Annotated in this window: 20 protein-coding genes; 6 read left to right on the top strand and 14 right to left on the bottom strand. The window is 39.6% G+C overall.

Translation table 11 applies throughout. The features are described 5' to 3' along the window. The first annotated feature begins 769 nt into the window (after window positions 1-769). Complete coding sequence (locus FPQ10_RS06715) at window positions 770-1,189, top strand: helix-turn-helix domain-containing protein (protein ID WP_144162201.1); 420 nt, start codon at window positions 770-772, stop codon at window positions 1,187-1,189. A 130-nt stretch (window positions 1,190-1,319) separates the two neighbouring features. Here FPQ10_RS06715 and FPQ10_RS06710 read toward each other — a convergent pair whose 3' ends face one another. Beyond that, a complete protein-coding gene (locus tag FPQ10_RS06710) occupies window positions 1,320-1,643 on the bottom strand; it encodes a hypothetical protein (protein ID WP_144162198.1) in 324 nt (107 codons plus the stop codon). 56 nt (window positions 1,644-1,699) lie between these two features. Here FPQ10_RS06710 and FPQ10_RS06705 point away from each other — a divergent pair, with 56 nt between their 5' ends. From FPQ10_RS06705 to FPQ10_RS06690, 4 genes are read left to right on the top strand one after another with little or no spacing between them, the layout of a single operon-like run. Next, window positions 1,700-1,903, top strand: coding sequence for a PLD nuclease N-terminal domain-containing protein (locus tag FPQ10_RS06705; RefSeq protein ID WP_144162195.1), 204 nt, complete (start codon window positions 1,700-1,702; stop codon window positions 1,901-1,903). Between the two features lie 3 nt (window positions 1,904-1,906). Continuing rightward, entirely contained in the window at window positions 1,907-2,815 is a 909-nt protein-coding gene (locus FPQ10_RS06700) for an ABC transporter ATP-binding protein (RefSeq protein ID WP_144162192.1), read from the top strand. After that, window positions 2,815-3,588, top strand: coding sequence for an ABC transporter permease (locus FPQ10_RS06695; RefSeq protein WP_144162189.1), 774 nt, complete (start codon window positions 2,815-2,817; stop codon window positions 3,586-3,588). The genes FPQ10_RS06700 and FPQ10_RS06695 overlap by 1 nt, the downstream gene beginning before the upstream one ends. Before the next feature lie 14 nt (window positions 3,589-3,602). Continuing rightward, entirely contained in the window at window positions 3,603-3,881 is a 279-nt protein-coding gene (locus tag FPQ10_RS06690; RefSeq protein ID WP_144162186.1) for a hypothetical protein, read from the top strand. Here the strand turns inward: FPQ10_RS06690 and pilO are convergent. From pilO to FPQ10_RS06645, 9 genes are all read right to left on the bottom strand, one after another. Further along, window positions 3,846-4,415, bottom strand: coding sequence for a type 4a pilus biogenesis protein PilO (gene pilO / locus FPQ10_RS06685; RefSeq protein WP_144162183.1), 570 nt, complete (start codon window positions 4,413-4,415; stop codon window positions 3,846-3,848). The two genes, FPQ10_RS06690 and pilO, sit on opposite strands and share 36 nt — an antisense overlap. Next, the gene (locus tag FPQ10_RS06680) at window positions 4,412-4,945 is read right to left on the bottom strand and encodes a PilN domain-containing protein (RefSeq protein ID WP_144162180.1); all 534 of its coding nucleotides are present in this window, start codon (window positions 4,943-4,945) and stop codon (window positions 4,412-4,414) included. The genes pilO and FPQ10_RS06680 overlap by 4 nt, the downstream gene beginning before the upstream one ends. Continuing rightward, window positions 4,946-5,920 (bottom strand): type IV pilus biogenesis protein PilM, encoded by a 975-nt coding sequence (gene pilM, locus FPQ10_RS06675; protein WP_144162178.1) that lies wholly within the window; start codon window positions 5,918-5,920, stop codon window positions 4,946-4,948. Window positions 5,921-5,931: 11 nt separating this feature from the next. After that, window positions 5,932-6,690, bottom strand: a complete 759-nt coding sequence (locus FPQ10_RS06670; protein ID WP_144162175.1) for a prepilin peptidase — start codon at window positions 6,688-6,690, stop codon at window positions 5,932-5,934. Between the two features lie 79 nt (window positions 6,691-6,769). Beyond that, on the bottom strand, window positions 6,770-7,198 hold the full coding sequence (locus tag FPQ10_RS06665; RefSeq protein WP_144162172.1) for a type II secretion system protein: 429 nt from the start codon (window positions 7,196-7,198) through the stop codon (window positions 6,770-6,772). 85 nt (window positions 7,199-7,283) lie between these two features. Beyond that, complete coding sequence (locus FPQ10_RS06660) at window positions 7,284-8,492, bottom strand: type II secretion system F family protein (RefSeq protein WP_144162169.1); 1,209 nt, start codon at window positions 8,490-8,492, stop codon at window positions 7,284-7,286. A 15-nt stretch (window positions 8,493-8,507) separates the two neighbouring features. Next, complete coding sequence (locus FPQ10_RS06655; protein ID WP_144162166.1) at window positions 8,508-10,166, bottom strand: GspE/PulE family protein; 1,659 nt, start codon at window positions 10,164-10,166, stop codon at window positions 8,508-8,510. A gap of 429 nt (window positions 10,167-10,595) precedes the next feature. Next, entirely contained in the window at window positions 10,596-11,117 is a 522-nt protein-coding gene (locus FPQ10_RS06650) for a hypothetical protein (protein WP_144162163.1), read from the bottom strand. Continuing rightward, window positions 11,114-11,530, bottom strand: a complete 417-nt coding sequence (locus tag FPQ10_RS06645; RefSeq protein ID WP_144162160.1) for a type IV pilus modification PilV family protein — start codon at window positions 11,528-11,530, stop codon at window positions 11,114-11,116. The genes FPQ10_RS06650 and FPQ10_RS06645 overlap by 4 nt, the downstream gene beginning before the upstream one ends. Before the next feature lie 46 nt (window positions 11,531-11,576). On the opposite strand from FPQ10_RS06645, the gene FPQ10_RS06640 reads away from it, so the two are divergent. Continuing rightward, window positions 11,577-13,058, top strand: a complete 1,482-nt coding sequence (locus FPQ10_RS06640; RefSeq protein WP_186278586.1) for a prepilin-type N-terminal cleavage/methylation domain-containing protein — start codon at window positions 11,577-11,579, stop codon at window positions 13,056-13,058. Between the two features lie 451 nt (window positions 13,059-13,509). On the opposite strand, the gene FPQ10_RS06635 is transcribed toward FPQ10_RS06640, so the two are convergent. The 4 genes from FPQ10_RS06635 to FPQ10_RS06620 all read right to left on the bottom strand — a co-directional run bounded on the left by FPQ10_RS06635 (window position 13,510) and on the right by FPQ10_RS06620 (window position 17,005). Further along, window positions 13,510-14,379, bottom strand: coding sequence for a DNA-3-methyladenine glycosylase family protein (locus FPQ10_RS06635; RefSeq protein ID WP_144162154.1), 870 nt, complete (start codon window positions 14,377-14,379; stop codon window positions 13,510-13,512). A 34-nt stretch (window positions 14,380-14,413) separates the two neighbouring features. After that, on the bottom strand, window positions 14,414-14,698 hold the full coding sequence (locus tag FPQ10_RS06630) for a hypothetical protein (protein WP_144162149.1): 285 nt from the start codon (window positions 14,696-14,698) through the stop codon (window positions 14,414-14,416). Window positions 14,699-14,806: 108 nt separating this feature from the next. Then, on the bottom strand, window positions 14,807-15,586 hold the full coding sequence (gene pdaA, locus FPQ10_RS06625) for a delta-lactam-biosynthetic de-N-acetylase (RefSeq protein WP_144162146.1): 780 nt from the start codon (window positions 15,584-15,586) through the stop codon (window positions 14,807-14,809). A 105-nt stretch (window positions 15,587-15,691) separates the two neighbouring features. Beyond that, on the bottom strand, window positions 15,692-17,005 hold the full coding sequence (locus FPQ10_RS06620) for a Na+/H+ antiporter family protein (RefSeq protein WP_144162142.1): 1,314 nt from the start codon (window positions 17,003-17,005) through the stop codon (window positions 15,692-15,694). Window positions 17,006-17,201: the final 196 nt, after the last annotated feature.

Raw genomic sequence — 17,201 nt, 5'->3', positions numbered from 1 at the left:
AGTTTAGACACATATCCCACCGGGCTGGGCATGTACTTTCAATTGGGTGCATATCTCATCGATATGAGCGCATATCTTACCAGTTAGGGAGCATATCCTTTTGAGTTGGGAGCATATCTCACCGGTTTGAGTGTATATAATTTTGATTAAGCTAATATACCATCAGTTTGGGCATATCTTTGCGACTGGGCTCATATCTCGCTGACTTGGGTGTATATCCTGCCGACTTGGGAGCATATCCCATCGGGTTGGGCACATATCCTTCCAATTTGGGTTCATATCACACCGGCTTGGCCGTATATCCCGCTGACTTAGGTGCATATCTTAATCTTTTAGTTGTATAAATCAGTCCATCGGTATTCTGAAATGATTTTCTGATCAAAAACAACTAAGTTATCCACAACTGTCCACAAATTGTGAGTAACTCTGTGAATGCCTGTTTTTTCAACTCCTTTTATTCACAAGAACATACGCTCTTGCTTGTGGATAATGTGAATAAGTCTGTTAATAGCTAAATAAATCCCATTTCTATTGTGGATAACCTGTATATAGAGTCATTGACGGAACAACCAATCAGTGGCTCTTTTTTCATGACTTTTTGTTCTTATTTAGAACAATTTCTCCATTGTGAAGAATAAGAACACGAACTGCCTCCCTTTCCGTTTTTTTTAGTGATAGCATGATGAGATATAACGTATGTTTCCAGTATCCTGGTTGCTTGATCAAGCGGTTGTTACCGTTACTTCTTAAACGGAAAGCGTGTGTGTAAATGCCATTCAATTTAGCAGCAAATATCCGATATTTTCGCGAACAGAATAACTGGACACAACAATATGTCGCAGACGCTCTGAATGTCTCTCGTTCAATGATTGCCAAATGGGAAAACCAATCAGCGCAGCCCGACTTACATATGTTAATCAAGCTAAGTGAACTTTTCGAAATTTCCCTTGATCAACTCATTGGACGATCAATCACGAAAGAACACGTTCTTCGGGAAATTGAACGCATTTATTCATTGGAAGAAGAAGTTTCACAACAAGATGAAAACATTATCCAACTCATAGATTTCATCATACGCAACAAACAATTCAACGAACGGTTTCGCGAGCTTGCTAGAATGCCTGTAAAAAAGCAACGCATCGTATTGAACATGCTTGAAAAATTAATATCTGATTTAAATAAAATATAAGTTATGAATAGAGGAATGATAGTCGATACTAGTATTGGCTATCTTTTTTTATGTTAAATATTACATTAAAAGTTCAATAGAATGACTTGAAACCTTTTTGAATGATTAACCGTACGTATATTATAGCGGTTCAGTCCGTTGCTTGATTGAAGGTGTTCGCTTGCATGAGCGGTGATGTGCTTTTTTTGAACAGTCTGCGCATATTTTGAACGGTCAACATGCTTCTTTGAACAGTCTGCGCAATTCTTTGAACAGTCTGCGCAATTCTTTGAACGGTCAACATGCTTCTTTGAACAGTCTGTGCAATATTTTGAACGGTCAGCACGCTTCTTTGAACAGTCTGCGCATATTTTGAACGGTCAACATGCTTCTTTGAACAGTCTGCGTAATTCTTTGAACGGTCAACACGCAGCTTTGAACAGTCTGCGCAATTCTTTGAACGGTATTCACTCATCACACCATGCAGTTTAGAGAATTATAGAATCTATCAGCAAAAGGATGGGAGATCAAATGGAAGGGTTAAAAATTATTCAAGAGAATTTAGCGATTCTTGCACCGCTGTTTGTACTGCAATTGATTTTAATGGTCATTGCCTTGATTGATTTGGCTAAAAATGAAGATCCACGGGGACCGAAGTGGGTTTGGGCGCTTGTCATTATTTTTGTCAATATTATTGGTCCAATCGTTTATTTTATCGCTGGAAAGAGGAGATAAAAAATGGAGTTAGTGTCTGTGAATGATTTAACGAAAACTTATTCGAAGCATGCTGTCGTGGATCATGTCAGTTTTGATCTTCAACCGGGAAAGTGTGTCGCTTTGCTTGGACCAAATGGTGCTGGAAAAACAACGACATTGCGTATGTTAGCCGGGTTCATTCAGCCGACTGGTGGTACAATTTCATTTAATGAAGATACGCTTTCAAAGGATTTCCGTAAATATGTCGGTTATTTACCACAACATCCAAGCTTTTATCCGTGGATGTCCGGTGAGGAATTTTTACACTATGCTGGTCAACTTGCTGGTTTGACTAAACATGAAGTCTCTGACAGGTCAGAGGAACTTTTGCAGCTTGTACACTTAACAGATGCTGGCAAAAAACGAATCGGAAAATATTCTGGGGGAATGAAGCAGCGACTCGGGATTGCTCAAGCATTGATCCATCAACCAAAACTAATCATGCTTGATGAACCGGTTTCGTCCCTTGACCCGATTGGCCGAAGAGAAGTTTTGAATCTAATCCGTGAATTGAAAAAAGATGCAACTGTTTTATTTTCCACTCATATTTTAAATGATGCTGAAGAAGTGAGCGAAGAGATTCTTCTTATGAATGATGGAAAATTAATCGAACAAGGACCGATTTCAGAGATTCGTGGCATGCAACAGACAGTTACAATCCGTCTTTCCTTTGAAAAAGAACCGAAATTCATTCATGAGAAATTGAAAGAGTTTGATTCAGTGTACCAAGTGACTGAAGAAAACGGCGTCTTTGATGTTACTGTGCATGATTTAAATGCTGCTCGAAAAGCAATTTTTGAACGTGTTCAAGAAGAGGGTTGGGAACTTTCATTGTTTGAAATTACATCAGGGACATTGGAAGATATCTTTATGAAGGCGGTGAATAAATAATGCAATGGACCGTCATTCTTAAAAAAGAACTAACCGAAAACTGGCGAAATTTCAAATGGATTTGGGTGCCGATTGTGTTCATCCTTATCTCGGTTATGGATCCTATTTCTACTTACTACATGCCCATAATCATCGAAGCTGCCGGTGGGCTACCAGAAGGTACAGTCATCGATATTCCAATGCCGAATCCTTCCGAAGCGATGATGATGAGTTTTTCTCAGTTAAATATCATCGGTGTTTTAATACTGACAGTCATTTCTATGGGTACCATTTCAGGTGAGATCAAAAGCGGTGTGTATGAACTGGTTCTCGCCAAACCTGTAAAATATACGAATTATGTTACCGCAAAGTTCTTCTCTTACTGGCTACTCATGATTGTTTCATTGTTTCTCGGACTATTGGCAAGTTGGTATTATATTAATCTTCTTTTCGGAGACTTAGCGTTTAGCCAACTAATTGTAGCTGCGTTGTTCTATGCTTGTTGGCTAACTTTACTCATCGCCATCGTCATCCTTTATAATACTTGGTTCAAATCACCTGGATTGATCGCTTTCTTATCGATTATTACCGTCATTATTTTGTCAGTTTTGACGAATATTTTTGGCCATGTACTCGGATGGAGCCCAGCTAAAATAACGGAATATATTGCCATCTACTTGCACACGGGTGACTTGAATACAGATATTTGGTTTAGTTCCTTGATTGCATTATTAGTGAGTTTGTCATGTTTACTATTCGCAATAGTATCTTTACGAAACAAAGCGATTGATTAAAAGGAAGGTCGTTGTTGTCACGCGAAGTGGTAAAGATGGGGGCCGGGCTGATTAACACTGAAGGTGTCGTGATTAACACTGAAGCCGAGCTGATTAACACTGAAGAAACCGGATTTAACACTGAAGCTGACTCAATTAACACTGAAGAAACTGGATTCAACACTGATGCTGACTCAATTAACGCTGAAGAAATCGAATTTAATGCTGAAGCTTTTTCAGTACAAAAAAAGCTGAGAATCGATAACCTTATCGACTGCTCAGCTTTCTTCTTGTCCATCTTCTCGATTCACTAGTTCACCTGTTCCATAGATGATGACTTCAGCCTGGAATCCTATATCATCGGCATCCTGCTCTTGATATGTCATTCGGCTTACTTGGATTATCCGTACATCTGATTCCAATTGATGAATGAACTGCTCAATTGCACGTGTCGAATTGGCCTGCCCATTCAGTGTCACGGCCTGCTGGATGATTTCTTTGTCTTCGAATACGGCTGTTGGCTCTTCAAAAAGATATTCTTCAATGACAAGGTTTCTTTTCTTTGCTGCTCGCTCGATCGACTGTACAAAAGCTTCTTCATCAAGTCCTTCGGGCAATTGAACGAGTAAATCATCCATCGTTATTTCATCCATTTCTTCTTGTTCATTTTTAGCTTGCTTCAGTGCTTTTTCTCGCTGTTTTTCGATCTCCAGCTTTTGTTCAGTTCGGCTTAATTCATCTGCTTGACTATTATAATAAAAAAAGTAAAACGCCGCCCCCCCTACAACAAGAAGGAGCATCCAAACAATGATAATTTTAATTTGACTTGGTTGAAGCTTTATTTTCATGATGATTCACCTGCTTCAATTTGCAACGTATAAACAGCGGAGTATTGATTGTCCTCTGGGATAGCCAAAATCGAATGTAGCAACACATCATCCACACCTTGAAGCTCTCTCAATTGATTTAAGTATTGCGTCGCTTGATGACTCGAACGTACATTCACCGAGACTTCAACGATGTTTTCATTATAGGTAAGCTGTTCAATCGTTGCTGAACTTGGCAATTGGTTAGAGACCTTTTGTAAAGCTGAGCTAATTTTCGGATGTAATGGACGAAGTTGTTCGACATATCCTTTTCGTTCTTGTAATTCACTATCATTCAATGGACCTTCAACTTGCTCGATCAATGCTTGGTTAAATTTCTCCTGTTGCTGGAGGCGGCTATCGATTAAACTCATTTCATTCCCTTGTTGCCAGGCGAGCAAAAAGCAGATGGCAATAGCTAATATCGTTGTAATCGTCAACAATGCACCGACTAAAAAAGAGCCTTGATTTTTCGGTTCTTTTTTACGTAATAAATTGATTTCGATTGCCATCTAGATCCCCGCCCTCATTGCTAGCCCTAAAGCTTGATGAAATCGTTGCTCGACCTCTAAGCCTTTTGGTCCGGAAATTTGTTCTACATCCAATTCAATTACCGGGATATCATTAAGCTCTTCCAATTGACTACGAATCTCACTTAAAAATGGCGTATCGCCAACTAATGCCAGCTTCGTAAATTGCTTCTTCCCATCGTTCATCGAATAGCGAAAGAACCGTTGAATTCGTTCAATTTCCGTGTTTATTTCATCGAATTGTTCCATCACTTTTTGGCGACTAAAGTCCTCTTTATGCAATGTCGGTCCGTAGCTTTGTGGATCTGTCGTATCGTCGAATAATGAAAATTGTTGGATAAAAATCGGATATCCATTTTCCATCGCAGCAAATACGACGCTCTCGACATGATATTGAATTAATAATAGCTCATCCGACTCATCAATAAGTTCTTGTTCTTCCAATAGACGATAATAGTTTAATGGTGAAATATCGATTGAAACGAGCTTTAAACCCGCTTCATAAAAACAATCCGAATACTCAATAACCAATTCTTCATCCGTTGAAATAATAACGATGTCACGTTCGTCTCCAGGATTTTCTTCATCTGTACTCAAAGAAAGTGTTTCGATGACTGGCTGATCAAAAGGCAGATGAATCGATTCGCCTAACGCAAATGATACGTATTGTTGAATCTCATCCTCCAAAACTGTCGAAGGAATAGATTGTTTCCTGATAATAACGGACGCATCAGGCATCGTCATTCTGATCTGTTTCCGTTTCAAACGCCATTTTTTCGTTAACATCCGAATGATTTTTAAAAACTCGTCTCGATTCTCAATCGCTCCATTGGAAATGATTCCACGCGAAATATAATGCTCGCCGAATTTCACAATCGTTTTCGTCTCCGCATTCCATTCAACGAATCGAATGACATAGTCTTTGATTTCCAAGTTGATAAATAGATTTTTTTTCATATTTTCACCTTTTAGTAGAAGAATGTTGTGACATACCAATCAATCATTAAATCGCCATAAAAATAGGCCAATAATGCACCGATCGCGATAAATGGCCCAAATGCAAAAGGTACTCCCCGTTTAACCTTGCCGAATGGCATTAATATCAAGCCGATGATTGTACCGAGAAATGCGGCCAATAATAATGATAGAATCGTATTTTGCATACCGAGGGCAAGACCAATGACGGCATATAACTTAATATCGCCGCCTCCCATGCCCCCACGGCTGATGACTGCGAGAGCCAACAAGATGGCAAATCCAACGATAGCTCCAAGATAAGCATCATACCAAGGTTCTGTTGGAACAAAAACACGCAACACACCGATTAATAGGAAGAAGAAAATGAGAATCCAATCGGGGATTAATTGTGTATGGATATCAGAAATTGAAATGATGATTAATAAACTGATCAAACTCCAAGCGATTAATAGATTCCAATTAAAACCGATTTGATAAAAAGCAAATACGAACAATACCGCCGTCAACGCTTCGAAAAATGGATATATTGGTGAAATTTTCGACTGGCAGTTTCGACACTTTCCGCCGAGTGTCATGTATGAAAAAACTGGAATGAGTTCCATTGGTTTTAGACGATTGTTACAGCTCGGGCAGTGGGATGGCGGATGTACGATTGACTCACCATTTGGTATGCGCAAACCGACCACATTATAAAAGGATCCCAAGATTAAACCAAGGACTGCTATGTATAAATAAATACCTATGTTCAAACGTCATCATTCCTGACTAGATTAATAGGAAGCGCGGCGAATTGCCGCGCTTTTTAATCAAACTTTCAACTGTTTTATTTTAATTTCCACCGCCGGTAGCACTGACGGTTCTACCATCAGACTCATTGATCATGTTAACAGTAGCATTTGTAAATGTAACTGACACACCATCTATAGTTGCTTTACCTGAAAACTTGATCTCATCACCAGACAAATCAAATTTTGGTGTTGTTTTCCAGGTGATCCCGTCTCTTTCTTTTACATAATCATTTTTTATATTATCATATGTTACTTCAGTAACATCGTTTGTTACTGCATACAACTCAGCAGCATTAATCATATTAATCGCAGTAGATTTAATACTACTCTCTTTCGAATCCTCAATCACCCCTGCAATCGCCGGCACAGCGATCAACGCGATAATCCCCAAAATAACGAGTACGGCTAGTAATTCAAGAAGTGTGACCCCTTTTGAATTGCTGACGCGCTTTCTTAAAATAGCTTGCATGAAATCCTCTCCCTTAAATAATTTAATTATATTCAAACATCGATAAGGTTATAGCGCGGTAGTTATCGATGTGATGAAAACTTAGTTAATTAATTTGATTAAACAGCTCAAACATCGGCATGATAATCGATAATATAATCGTTCCAACGACCACGGATAATGTGATAATCAATAATGGTTCCAATAATGATTTCAGTTGCTCGTTGGCTGTTTCCAAATCTTCTTCATAAAAGCTTGCGACTTGCTTTAACATTTCCGGCAATGAACCGGTTCGCTCACCGACGGCAATCATTTCGGTGAACATATATGGGAATGCCCAATGTTGTTTAAGTGGTTCGGCAAAAGAACCGCCTTGGATCAATGAATGTCTCGTTCGTACAAGGGCTTGTTTGAAAATACGGTTGCTCGTCGTGTTTTCGGTCAACTCCATTGCTTGGATGATTGGTACAGAATTTCCGAGTAAAGAACTCATTGAGCGGGCAATGGCTGCTAGATTTGATTTCACCAATATACTTCCAATCACTGGCAGCTTTAATAAGAACTTTTCCATCTTCATTCCTGTTTGTTCTTGTTGAAATAAGTAATAGACCAAGGAAATAATACCAACTGTTACTAGTAAAAGCAACCACCAAAAGTTGCCGACAAAATCACTCGCTCCAAGTACAAATTGTGTCACACCCGGTAACTCGGCTTCGTAGGAATTGAACATCGCGACAAATTGTGGAACGACATAGATTAACAGGAAGACAACGACGGCAATGGCGACGATGAGTACGGTGGCTGGATAGGCAAAGGTAGATTTCATTTTTTGACTCGTCTGGTGGTGTTTGTGATAGTAATCGGCCAATGCACTGAGTGTCGGTTCGAGCGAGCCACTCTCTTCCCCACTACGGATCATATTGCGGAAAAATTCCGAGAAAATCTTCGGGTGGTTTGCCATCGCTTGCGTCAATGACTTTCCTTGGCGCAAATCGATTTCGATATAATACAGCGCTTTGTGAAAATATTTATTTTTCGTTTGTTCTCTCAATAAATGAATGCCTTCTACAATGGTCAATCCCGCTTTCAATAACGCTTGGAATTGCCTTAGAAAAACAACGAATTCACGTGGTTTGACGATTTTTCCGAAATGAATATCTTTATTCCAGATCGTTTCTTTCATTTCATGAAGGGCTTCAATTTTATAGCCTTGATCCTTCAACATTTTTTGTGCTTGTTGTTTGTTGTAGGCTTCAAGCTTCCCCTTTTCAACGTTTCCTTCGATATCAAATACGGTGTACCGGAACGATGCCATGATCGATTCCCCCAATTAATCTTGAGCGACTCGGAAGACTTCTTCGGTCGTCGTAAGTCCTTGTTTTACTTTATGCAAGCCATCCTCGAACAAATAGGTAAACCCTTTATCTCTCGCTAATTGTTCAATTTCAACGGATGTTTTTTCATTTAAAATCGCTTCACGGATCTCGTCATCAATATATAACACTTCATGAATCGCTGTTCTTCCTCGATAGCCTGTCTGGTTACATGATGGGCAGCCGGCACCTCGTTTAATTGAATCGATTTCTATGTTGTATCGGTTAAAAATCGCTTTTTCACGAACAGATGGCTCAACGACTCGAACGCATTCCCGGCAAACGGTTCGTACTAAACGCTGTGCAACGACACCATTTATGGAAGAACCAATCAAAAATTGCTCGACACCGATGTTTTTCAATCGGTCAATTGCCCCAATCGAATCATTGGTATGAAGCGTACTAAGGACCAAGTGTCCTGTGATTGACGCTCGAACTGCCATGTTTGCCGTTTCTTGGTCACGAATTTCACCAAGCATGATAATATCGGGATCTTGTCGGAGGATCGCCCGCAAACCATTCGCAAACGTTAGATCAACTTTCGGATTGACTTGAATTTGATTAATTCCATCCAATTGGTACTCTACCGGGTCCTCGACAGTGATGATGTTGATCGATTCATCGTTTAACCGAGTTAGTGCGGCATACATGGTTGATGTTTTTCCAGAGCCGGTTGGTCCAGTCAATAGCACAATGCCAAAAGGTTCTTCAATCATCTTGATGAACTTCTCATAATTTTTTTCAGAGAAGCCGAGTTCTTCCAAGTTGTTTGAAGTAGCTGCGGTATCAAGCACCCGAATAACGACTTTTTCACCAAAAATGGTTGGTAAAGTACTGACTCGAAAGTCGACCTTTCTTCCTTCAATCTTCATTTTGATCCGTCCGTCTTGCGGGATCTTTTGTTCCGTGATGTCAAGCCCGGCCAAAATTTTCACTCGGGTGATCATCGACGCTTGTACACCTTTAGAAAATGTTTGCTCTGTCCTTAACGCTCCATCAATACGAAGCCGGACGAACACTTTCATTTCTTGGGGATCAATATGAATATCACTCGCCTTTTGGACAACGGCTTGCTGGAAAAGCTGGTTTAAAATTTTTACGATTGGCGAACTGGCTTCTTCCATCGTTAAATCATGAACCGCTTCTTCTCGAAATTGCTCTTCCAGTTCTTCGGTAAAATCCTCTTGTTCATAAAGTGTTAAAATCGCTTGTCGTATTTCATCTTTGACGACAATCACAGGCTCGACTTCAAATCCAGTCATTAAACGGACATCGTTGAGTGTAAAATAATCCAATGGATCAGAAATGGCCAGAAAGAGTTTGTTTTTTTCACGCTTCAATGGAACAATACTCTTTTCTTGAACATACTCTTTTGGAATCAACTTCAATAATGTCTGATCGAAAGGATAATTGTGTAAACGAATATGCGGATAACCCAGCTGCTCTTCCAGCAATTCAGCAACTTGAACATCTGTAATTAAGTTTTGCTCAGTCAAATAGTCTCCGAGTTTTTGACCGGAGTCTTTCTTTTCAAGCGCTTCATTCAATTGTTCTTCGGAAATCAACCCAGCTTGAACGAGTAATTCCCCGAGTCGAAGCTTCGTTTTCTTGACCACTTGTCATTCCCCTTAAATTGTCATCTTTTATGTGACTTTTAGAGCTATATCTAGTAGTTTTATATTATATTACACTTTATAATTACATTATACTAAAGTACTATGTTTAAATCGAGGTTATTCAATAAATAAATATATTTTCCTTGACTATAATCGACGTTTCACGCTTATTGAGATGTGTAGGGCAATCATGATTTTCCCCATCGTATTGCTGGGTCTTTTTTCCTACCCCCCGCAAATGCTAAGCAGGCGTTTCACAAGCGAGGGTAAATTTTGTGGTAAAAAAACCTGCAAACAAACATTTCATTTCATCGTGCTTATCTTGAGTAATAAGAGAAGTGGGGTTACTATGGAGACTCTAGTATTCTTGCTAGTGGAACTGTGGGAAGATTCCACGCTCGAAATCTCAAAATCGAGGTTCATCCTGGTTTACGAGGCTTCATCCTCAATAGCAACTTGGATGGTTTTCATTTCTTCCACTAGGTGATTGGAACGATAATCTCCATTGATGGTTGGCGCAACGGCATAGTTGACAACAATGTTTTGACCGTTCGCTATCTTGATGTCTGATATGGAGATCCGGTAGCGGATTTGGTCAGTCATTGAAATTTCAACACCATCAATCAAACCGTTTTTCCTGAATTCATTTTCCAGTGAGTTTTTGAATTGGCGAACGATCACATGATTATTTGGTGCGCTGTCTAAATTTCCTAACCAAGTTTCAATTTCGCCTGAAGCGACTTCTTCACTTTGTATAATCGCATTTTCCATATATGTAAGACCCATGTCTTCCAACTTCGAACGCTGTACACTTTCTTCGGTTCGTTGATATTGTTCGATACTGCCTAAAATATTTGAAATAATTGGTGGGGTGATGATTCCGATGACGGTGATGATCAACAGTACGATAACTAATGCTGCACCGTTTTCGTTTTTATGAAATTGACTCATTGATTCCCCTCCAGTTCTATATACCCATATAATTGGGCTGATAAACGACTTGATTCAGAAGGTGGTTTTTCTGCATAAATCTTGATGAGGATACGTGTAAGTCCGTACTCAATTTCTGTTGGGTCATGATCTGATTGGGGAACCATCTCGATTATAGGATAATAATTTTGCTGATTTTCTTCAATGGGTCCCCATTCTTCATCAATCAATTGGGGATCAGCTTTTACTTCCGTCAAAACACGCTCAGCAACATTGATCGCTGTCAGTTCGTCTTCCGCCTTCTGAGACATTAAAATAGATTGTGGAAAAAAACTCATGAAACCGATCAAGACGATACTCAGAATTGTGATTGCACCGAGAATTTCTATTAAAGTCATTCCTTGGTCATTATACATAAAGTTTAGACGTTTCATTCGTGCACCTCTTTTAATACTAGCTTAATAGAAAATGGGTGATGATATGTTCAAAAACCACTTAGATAATCAGAAAGGAATCACATTAGTTGAAGTTCTCGCAGTTCTTCTATTGCTTTCTATTATCTTAACACTTTCGTTCTCAATTCTCATTAATGTCGTCGAACAGAACGCTCGGTCAACTTCTCATGTGAATGTTCGCCAAGAAGCCAATCTTGTGATTAGCCAGATTCGGAACAAGCATCACACAGAAGAGAGTGAAGAGTACGCTTTGTGCTTAGAAGATGTCCAGCCAAGTCAACAATTCGAGTTTGATTCGTTCAGTATAGATGGAACTCCTTTTGAAAATTGCCAGAACAAAAACCCTCATGAAGATCTGCTCGTGAGCTTTACCTTATTGGATGAATTTGACAATGATTTCACCATCGATACAACTATTGAAGCGAAGAAGGAAATTATAGAAAAAAGTAAAGTAAGTATCTCTTTGCCGAGCTTTCAGAGAGATTTCTATACTTATCTGAAAGAGGAAAATGTATTTGTCTATGGAGCTGGTATAGATATTGGTGGTGGAAATAACGTTAAAAGCCATGGTGGTGAGGGACAAATCGTGATTGATAACTCTAACAAGAAAGATTTAGAATTTACTAGAGGTGGACAGACTGTATCTGTACCTAAAATCTATATTGATAAAACTGGGAATACAATCCGTTATAAAGGTGGTTCAGGCATGGGAGAATCAGGAATCACCGAATTAATTAGTATCAAAGGGGATTTGGAGATTAAGTATGGCAATCCGAAAATCATTTCAAAGGAAATCTTCATTGATGGATCAATAATCTTTGATGGAAGTGCAAAAATTGAGTCTCAAGAAAAAACATATATAAAAGGAAATGTAGTAATAAATAACGGTAATCCTACATTAAGTTCAAAGGAAGTCTATATTGATGGCAGTGTCACTTTTGATGGAAGCGGCCGTATTAATGCAGACAAAGTATATATTAGCGGCGATGTGAATTTCAATAAATGGGATACCTATATAAATGCAAAAGAAATCTATGTTGAAGGAAATGTTTACTCAGCGACAAACAATGATGCCCATAAAAACATCCCTCATGGCGAGTTCATTTCAAGCGACTTACCAAAACATCCGAAAATTCAAATCCCTAAGCTAAGAGGGGAAAATTGGTACTCGAACAACGGTTATGAACGTAAAGATACATTGGAAGATAATGTTAAAATTTTTACAAATGATTTCACTTTTCGTAAATTACAAGGCGAGGACCAGGACTATGACCTGAACAATGTCACTATTGTCAGTAAGGGAGACATCGATTTGAGTAATATGGGAGGAATCTCCCTCTCTGGAATTTTATTTGCACCGAACGGTAAAGTGATTTTTAAGGGAGAATCTTTTAAAGGTATGGTTATTGCAAAAGATGGATTCGATACAAGCCGCGGAGGAACAGATATAACGTTCAGGAACATTCAACATTATTTTTCTTCCTCAAAAGACGTTCCGTTTAAATAATAGAGGAAATGTGACTTAACTTTTATTATAATAAGACTCTGTGCATCAGGGCTATGCGCCCTATTTGAAATTATATGCTCCCAACATGCTGCGATATAAGCCGTATAAGAGAAGATATGTGACCAAGGCTAGATGATATGCGACCAAATTCAAGGTATATGAGTCTATAATTAAATAATATGAGCCGACCACAAAATAGGCTGCGGTTCTGATTATGATCCTATTGGAATCAGCGTTATGAACCGTATTTGAAATTATATGCTTCCAACATGCTGCGATATGATCCGTATAAGAGAAGAAATGTGGCCAATGCTAGAAGATATGCGACCAAATTAAAAATATATGAGCCCATAATCAAAATGTATGCGCCCAGCCACAAAATTCTTTTAATAAAACAAAACAAGAGACCAAGTCTTCAGACGACTTGGTCTCTCATCTTTTATCCGCTACCTTATTCTATACTTCTCCAAAGAGTAATGGCCGCATAACTCCGGTACGGCGCCCAATCCTCGGCTTTTTCTTCAATATAATCTTTCAATGGTTTCGTTTCCATTTTCCAAAGTCGCTTCAAAGCGTTTTGAAGCCCAATATCTGCTCCAGGCAAAAGATCATCACGACCTAGGCCAAACAGCAACCAGCTTTGCACTGTCCAAGGACCAATGCCCCGAATGGCACCTAACTTCTTGAACACTTCTTCGTTCGTTAAGCGGCTAATTTCTTTCAAATCAAGCTCGCCATTTGCGATCATTCGTGACGTATCGATAACGTACTCGGCTTTACGCTGACTGAACTGAAGTTCCTTCAAGTCTTCATAGTCAAGTTCCGCAATCTTTTCTGGCGACGGATAGAACCAAGAACCGTCGATTTCTTTTCCATATGCTTTCACAAACCTCGAAGTCAATTCATACGAAAATCGCAAATTAAGTTGCTGATGGATCAATGTTTTCATTAATGAACCATACAAATCAAAGTCCCGCACAATCGGCGTGCCTGGGTATGTGAAAAATAACAACGATAAATCGGTTCCTTGGAAATAATCATGAACTTCCTGTAGATCTTTATCCCACTGGAAAATATTTCGGATGTGCTCGAAGATGACATCTTGTTGTTCATCATGATCGGACATGACAGAGAAAACAGGCTTCTCGATCGTGCCCTCTGCTTTCACTCGAACAACACAATAATCGTCCTCAGCCAACTTCAACGGTACATCGACATATCGTTCTTTTTTATTTACTTGAATTAACGGATCTAGAGATAATCGCTGTAAAGCATAATCAAAATCGTATATCCCCGTCACGTGATAATATTCTTTCCACATTCATTTTCTCTCCCTTTTCAAACTATCCTATAGTTTACATGGTTAACAGCTGGCTGACAAAAAATTGATTTACTACATTAGCTGAGAAAGGAGCTTTGAAAAGAGCGAGCAAACTTAATTCGGGTGGTGACTGTTGATAAGCGTTCTCTAACTGTTGATAAACCGGCGACGACTGTTGATAAGCGACGGCTAACTGTCGATAAAACGACCCTGACTGTTGATAAGCGCCAGCTAACTGTCGATAAAACACACCTGACTGCTGATAAGTGCCAGCCAACTGTCGATAAAGCGAACCTGACTGTTGATAAACGCCGGCCAACTGACGATAAAGCGAACCTGACTGTTGATAAACGCCAGCTAACTGTCGATAAAGCGTCCCTGACTGTTGATAAGTGTTCGCTAACTGACGATAAACCCACTCAACAGATTAAAACGGCAACAGTTCATCCCACAGTAATTCATCCAGTGAACCAAATTCATATCCTCTTTTTCGCAAATCATCAATTAAATGGCTAAGTGCTTCGGCGTTGTCTTCAGAGACGGCATGTAATAACACGATGGCGCCTGGATGAATTTGATCGATGACACCGCGATAGGCTTGCTCCCACCCTTTTTTCTCTCCTGTATTCCAATCAACTAATGCGACGGTCCAGAACACATTGACATAGCCTAGTTTATTCGTAAGGTCGAGTGTTCGTTCACTGAAGACGCCTTTGGCTGGTCGGAAAAATTTCACATGGTCTTGTGAGGTCACCTTTTTAACTTTTTCATCTAGTGTTTGAAGATCTTTTTTTACTTTGTCGTCACTTGCTTCTGTGTAATCCAGGTGTTTATCCGAATGATTTCCAATAATATGTCCTTCATTTACCATGCGTTTTGTCAGCTCTGGCTCATCATCGACATAATGGCCGGTCAAAAAGAATGTTGCCGGTACTTGTTTTTCTTTTAAAACGTCAAGAATCATTCCGGTGTAACCTTCTTCGTAGCCATTATCAAAGGTTAGATAAATTTTCTTCTCATCTGGATCACCCATATAATAACCATTATATTTTTCAATTAATGGGGCGTAGAAACCTAAGTCGGGCGGTGATTCTCCCTCACTTTTTTTATAACCATACCCATGAGATTCATTAGAGAGAGCTAAAATGGGCAAACTTTGTGCAATGACAAAAACAATGATTAAAAAAGCAGTTGATATTTTTTTCATAAAAAATCTTCCTCCTTCTCTGCCTATAGGTTTCGCAGAAAGAAGAAAAACCATTCAAAAAGGTTGGCATCCCTTTTGAAAAGAGAAACCAACCTAGTCTTCATTTTATAAGAATAAGGACGCGGCCCAACCGAAAATAAGCAATGGAATGTTGAAGTGGATGAATGTCGGTACACATGTATCCCAAATGTGATTGTGTTTTCCGTCGACATTCAAACCAGCAGTCGCGCCGAGTGTACTGTCAGATGCTGGTGAACCTGCGTCACCCAAGGCTCCAGCTGTACCAATCAGAACGGCGATCGCCATTGGTGAAAATCCAGCTGCTAAAGCAATCGGAACGTACAATGCCGCAATGATTGGAATCGTACCGAATGATGTACCAATTCCCATCGTGATTAGTAAACCGACAAGCAGTAAAATCATTGAGATTAATGCTTTGTTTCCTTCCAACATACCCGATGAGGCGTCTACTAATGCTTCGACAGATCCTGTCTGTTTTAAAACTTCACCGAAACCTGACGCAGCAAGCATAATAAATGCAATCATGCCCATCATACCGATCCCTTTTGCCATAACCTCTTCGCCGCGTTTAAACGGTACAGCGACCAATATAAACATAAGGAGCAATCCCGTTAAGGCGCCGAGTACCATTTCACCTGTTAGGATTTGTACCACTAACGCAGCAACAATGGCGATCAATGTCATAAAGTGTTTTGTTTCGAATTGGAAAGGTGCATCACTTTCTTCTGCTATGCTTGAAGCCGTCTCACTCGCTTGGATTTGGCTATAATCACGCTTTTTACGGTATGTGATGAATAGCGCAATTAGCAAACCGACAATCATTCCTGCTCCTGGAATCAACATGGCTTGAGTCACTTCATTCAATGAAAACTCAATGCCATTTTCAACCATGTTATCTCGGATGATTCCTTGGAATATCAATCCGAAGCCAATCGGTAGCATGACGTATGGAGCTTTTAACCCGAAGACCAAAGAAGTCGCTACGGCACGACGATCCAACTGCATTTTGTCGAACAAAGCAATTAATGGCGGGATTAAAATCGGAACAAACGCGATATGCACCGGCACTGCGTTCTGAGACAAGGATGCGATGAGAGCAATTGCGATTAACATAAACCCGCGCTTTCCTTTGACTGCCTTCCGTAAAAATTGAACAAGTCCTGTTGTGATACCTGTCAAACTAATGGCTACTGCAAATCCACCGAGCAACACGTAGCTGAGTGCTGTATTTGCACTTCCTCCCATGTTTTCGACGAATAATGCAACCGTATCTGCGAGCGACAAGCCGGACATGAGCCCTGCTGAGAGTGCTGAAATCACGATTGCCAAAAGTACGTTTACTTTCAATAAACTTAAAATAACCATGATTAATACTGAAGCGATGACAACAAATGCCATTGTAGTTCTCCCCTTTAACGATTCATCTCTTTATCTGTTTACTAGAGTAAAGGATTTCTTAAAGGAATACAACCCTTTTATCAAATTTATTCATTTTATTTTTAAATATGCTTTTAAGGGATGTGTTTTTCAGATCTTTTCGGATGAGCCGATACAAAAAAACTCATCCTAGCATTAGCTAGAATGAGTGTGTCAA

Source organism: Allobacillus sp. SKP2-8, from assembly GCF_007559355.1.
GTDB lineage: Bacteria > Bacillota > Bacilli > Bacillales > Alkalibacillaceae > Allobacillus > Allobacillus halotolerans.
The sequence above is the reverse complement of the archived record's forward strand: the minus strand, read 5'-3'. Positions and strand labels throughout refer to the sequence as shown.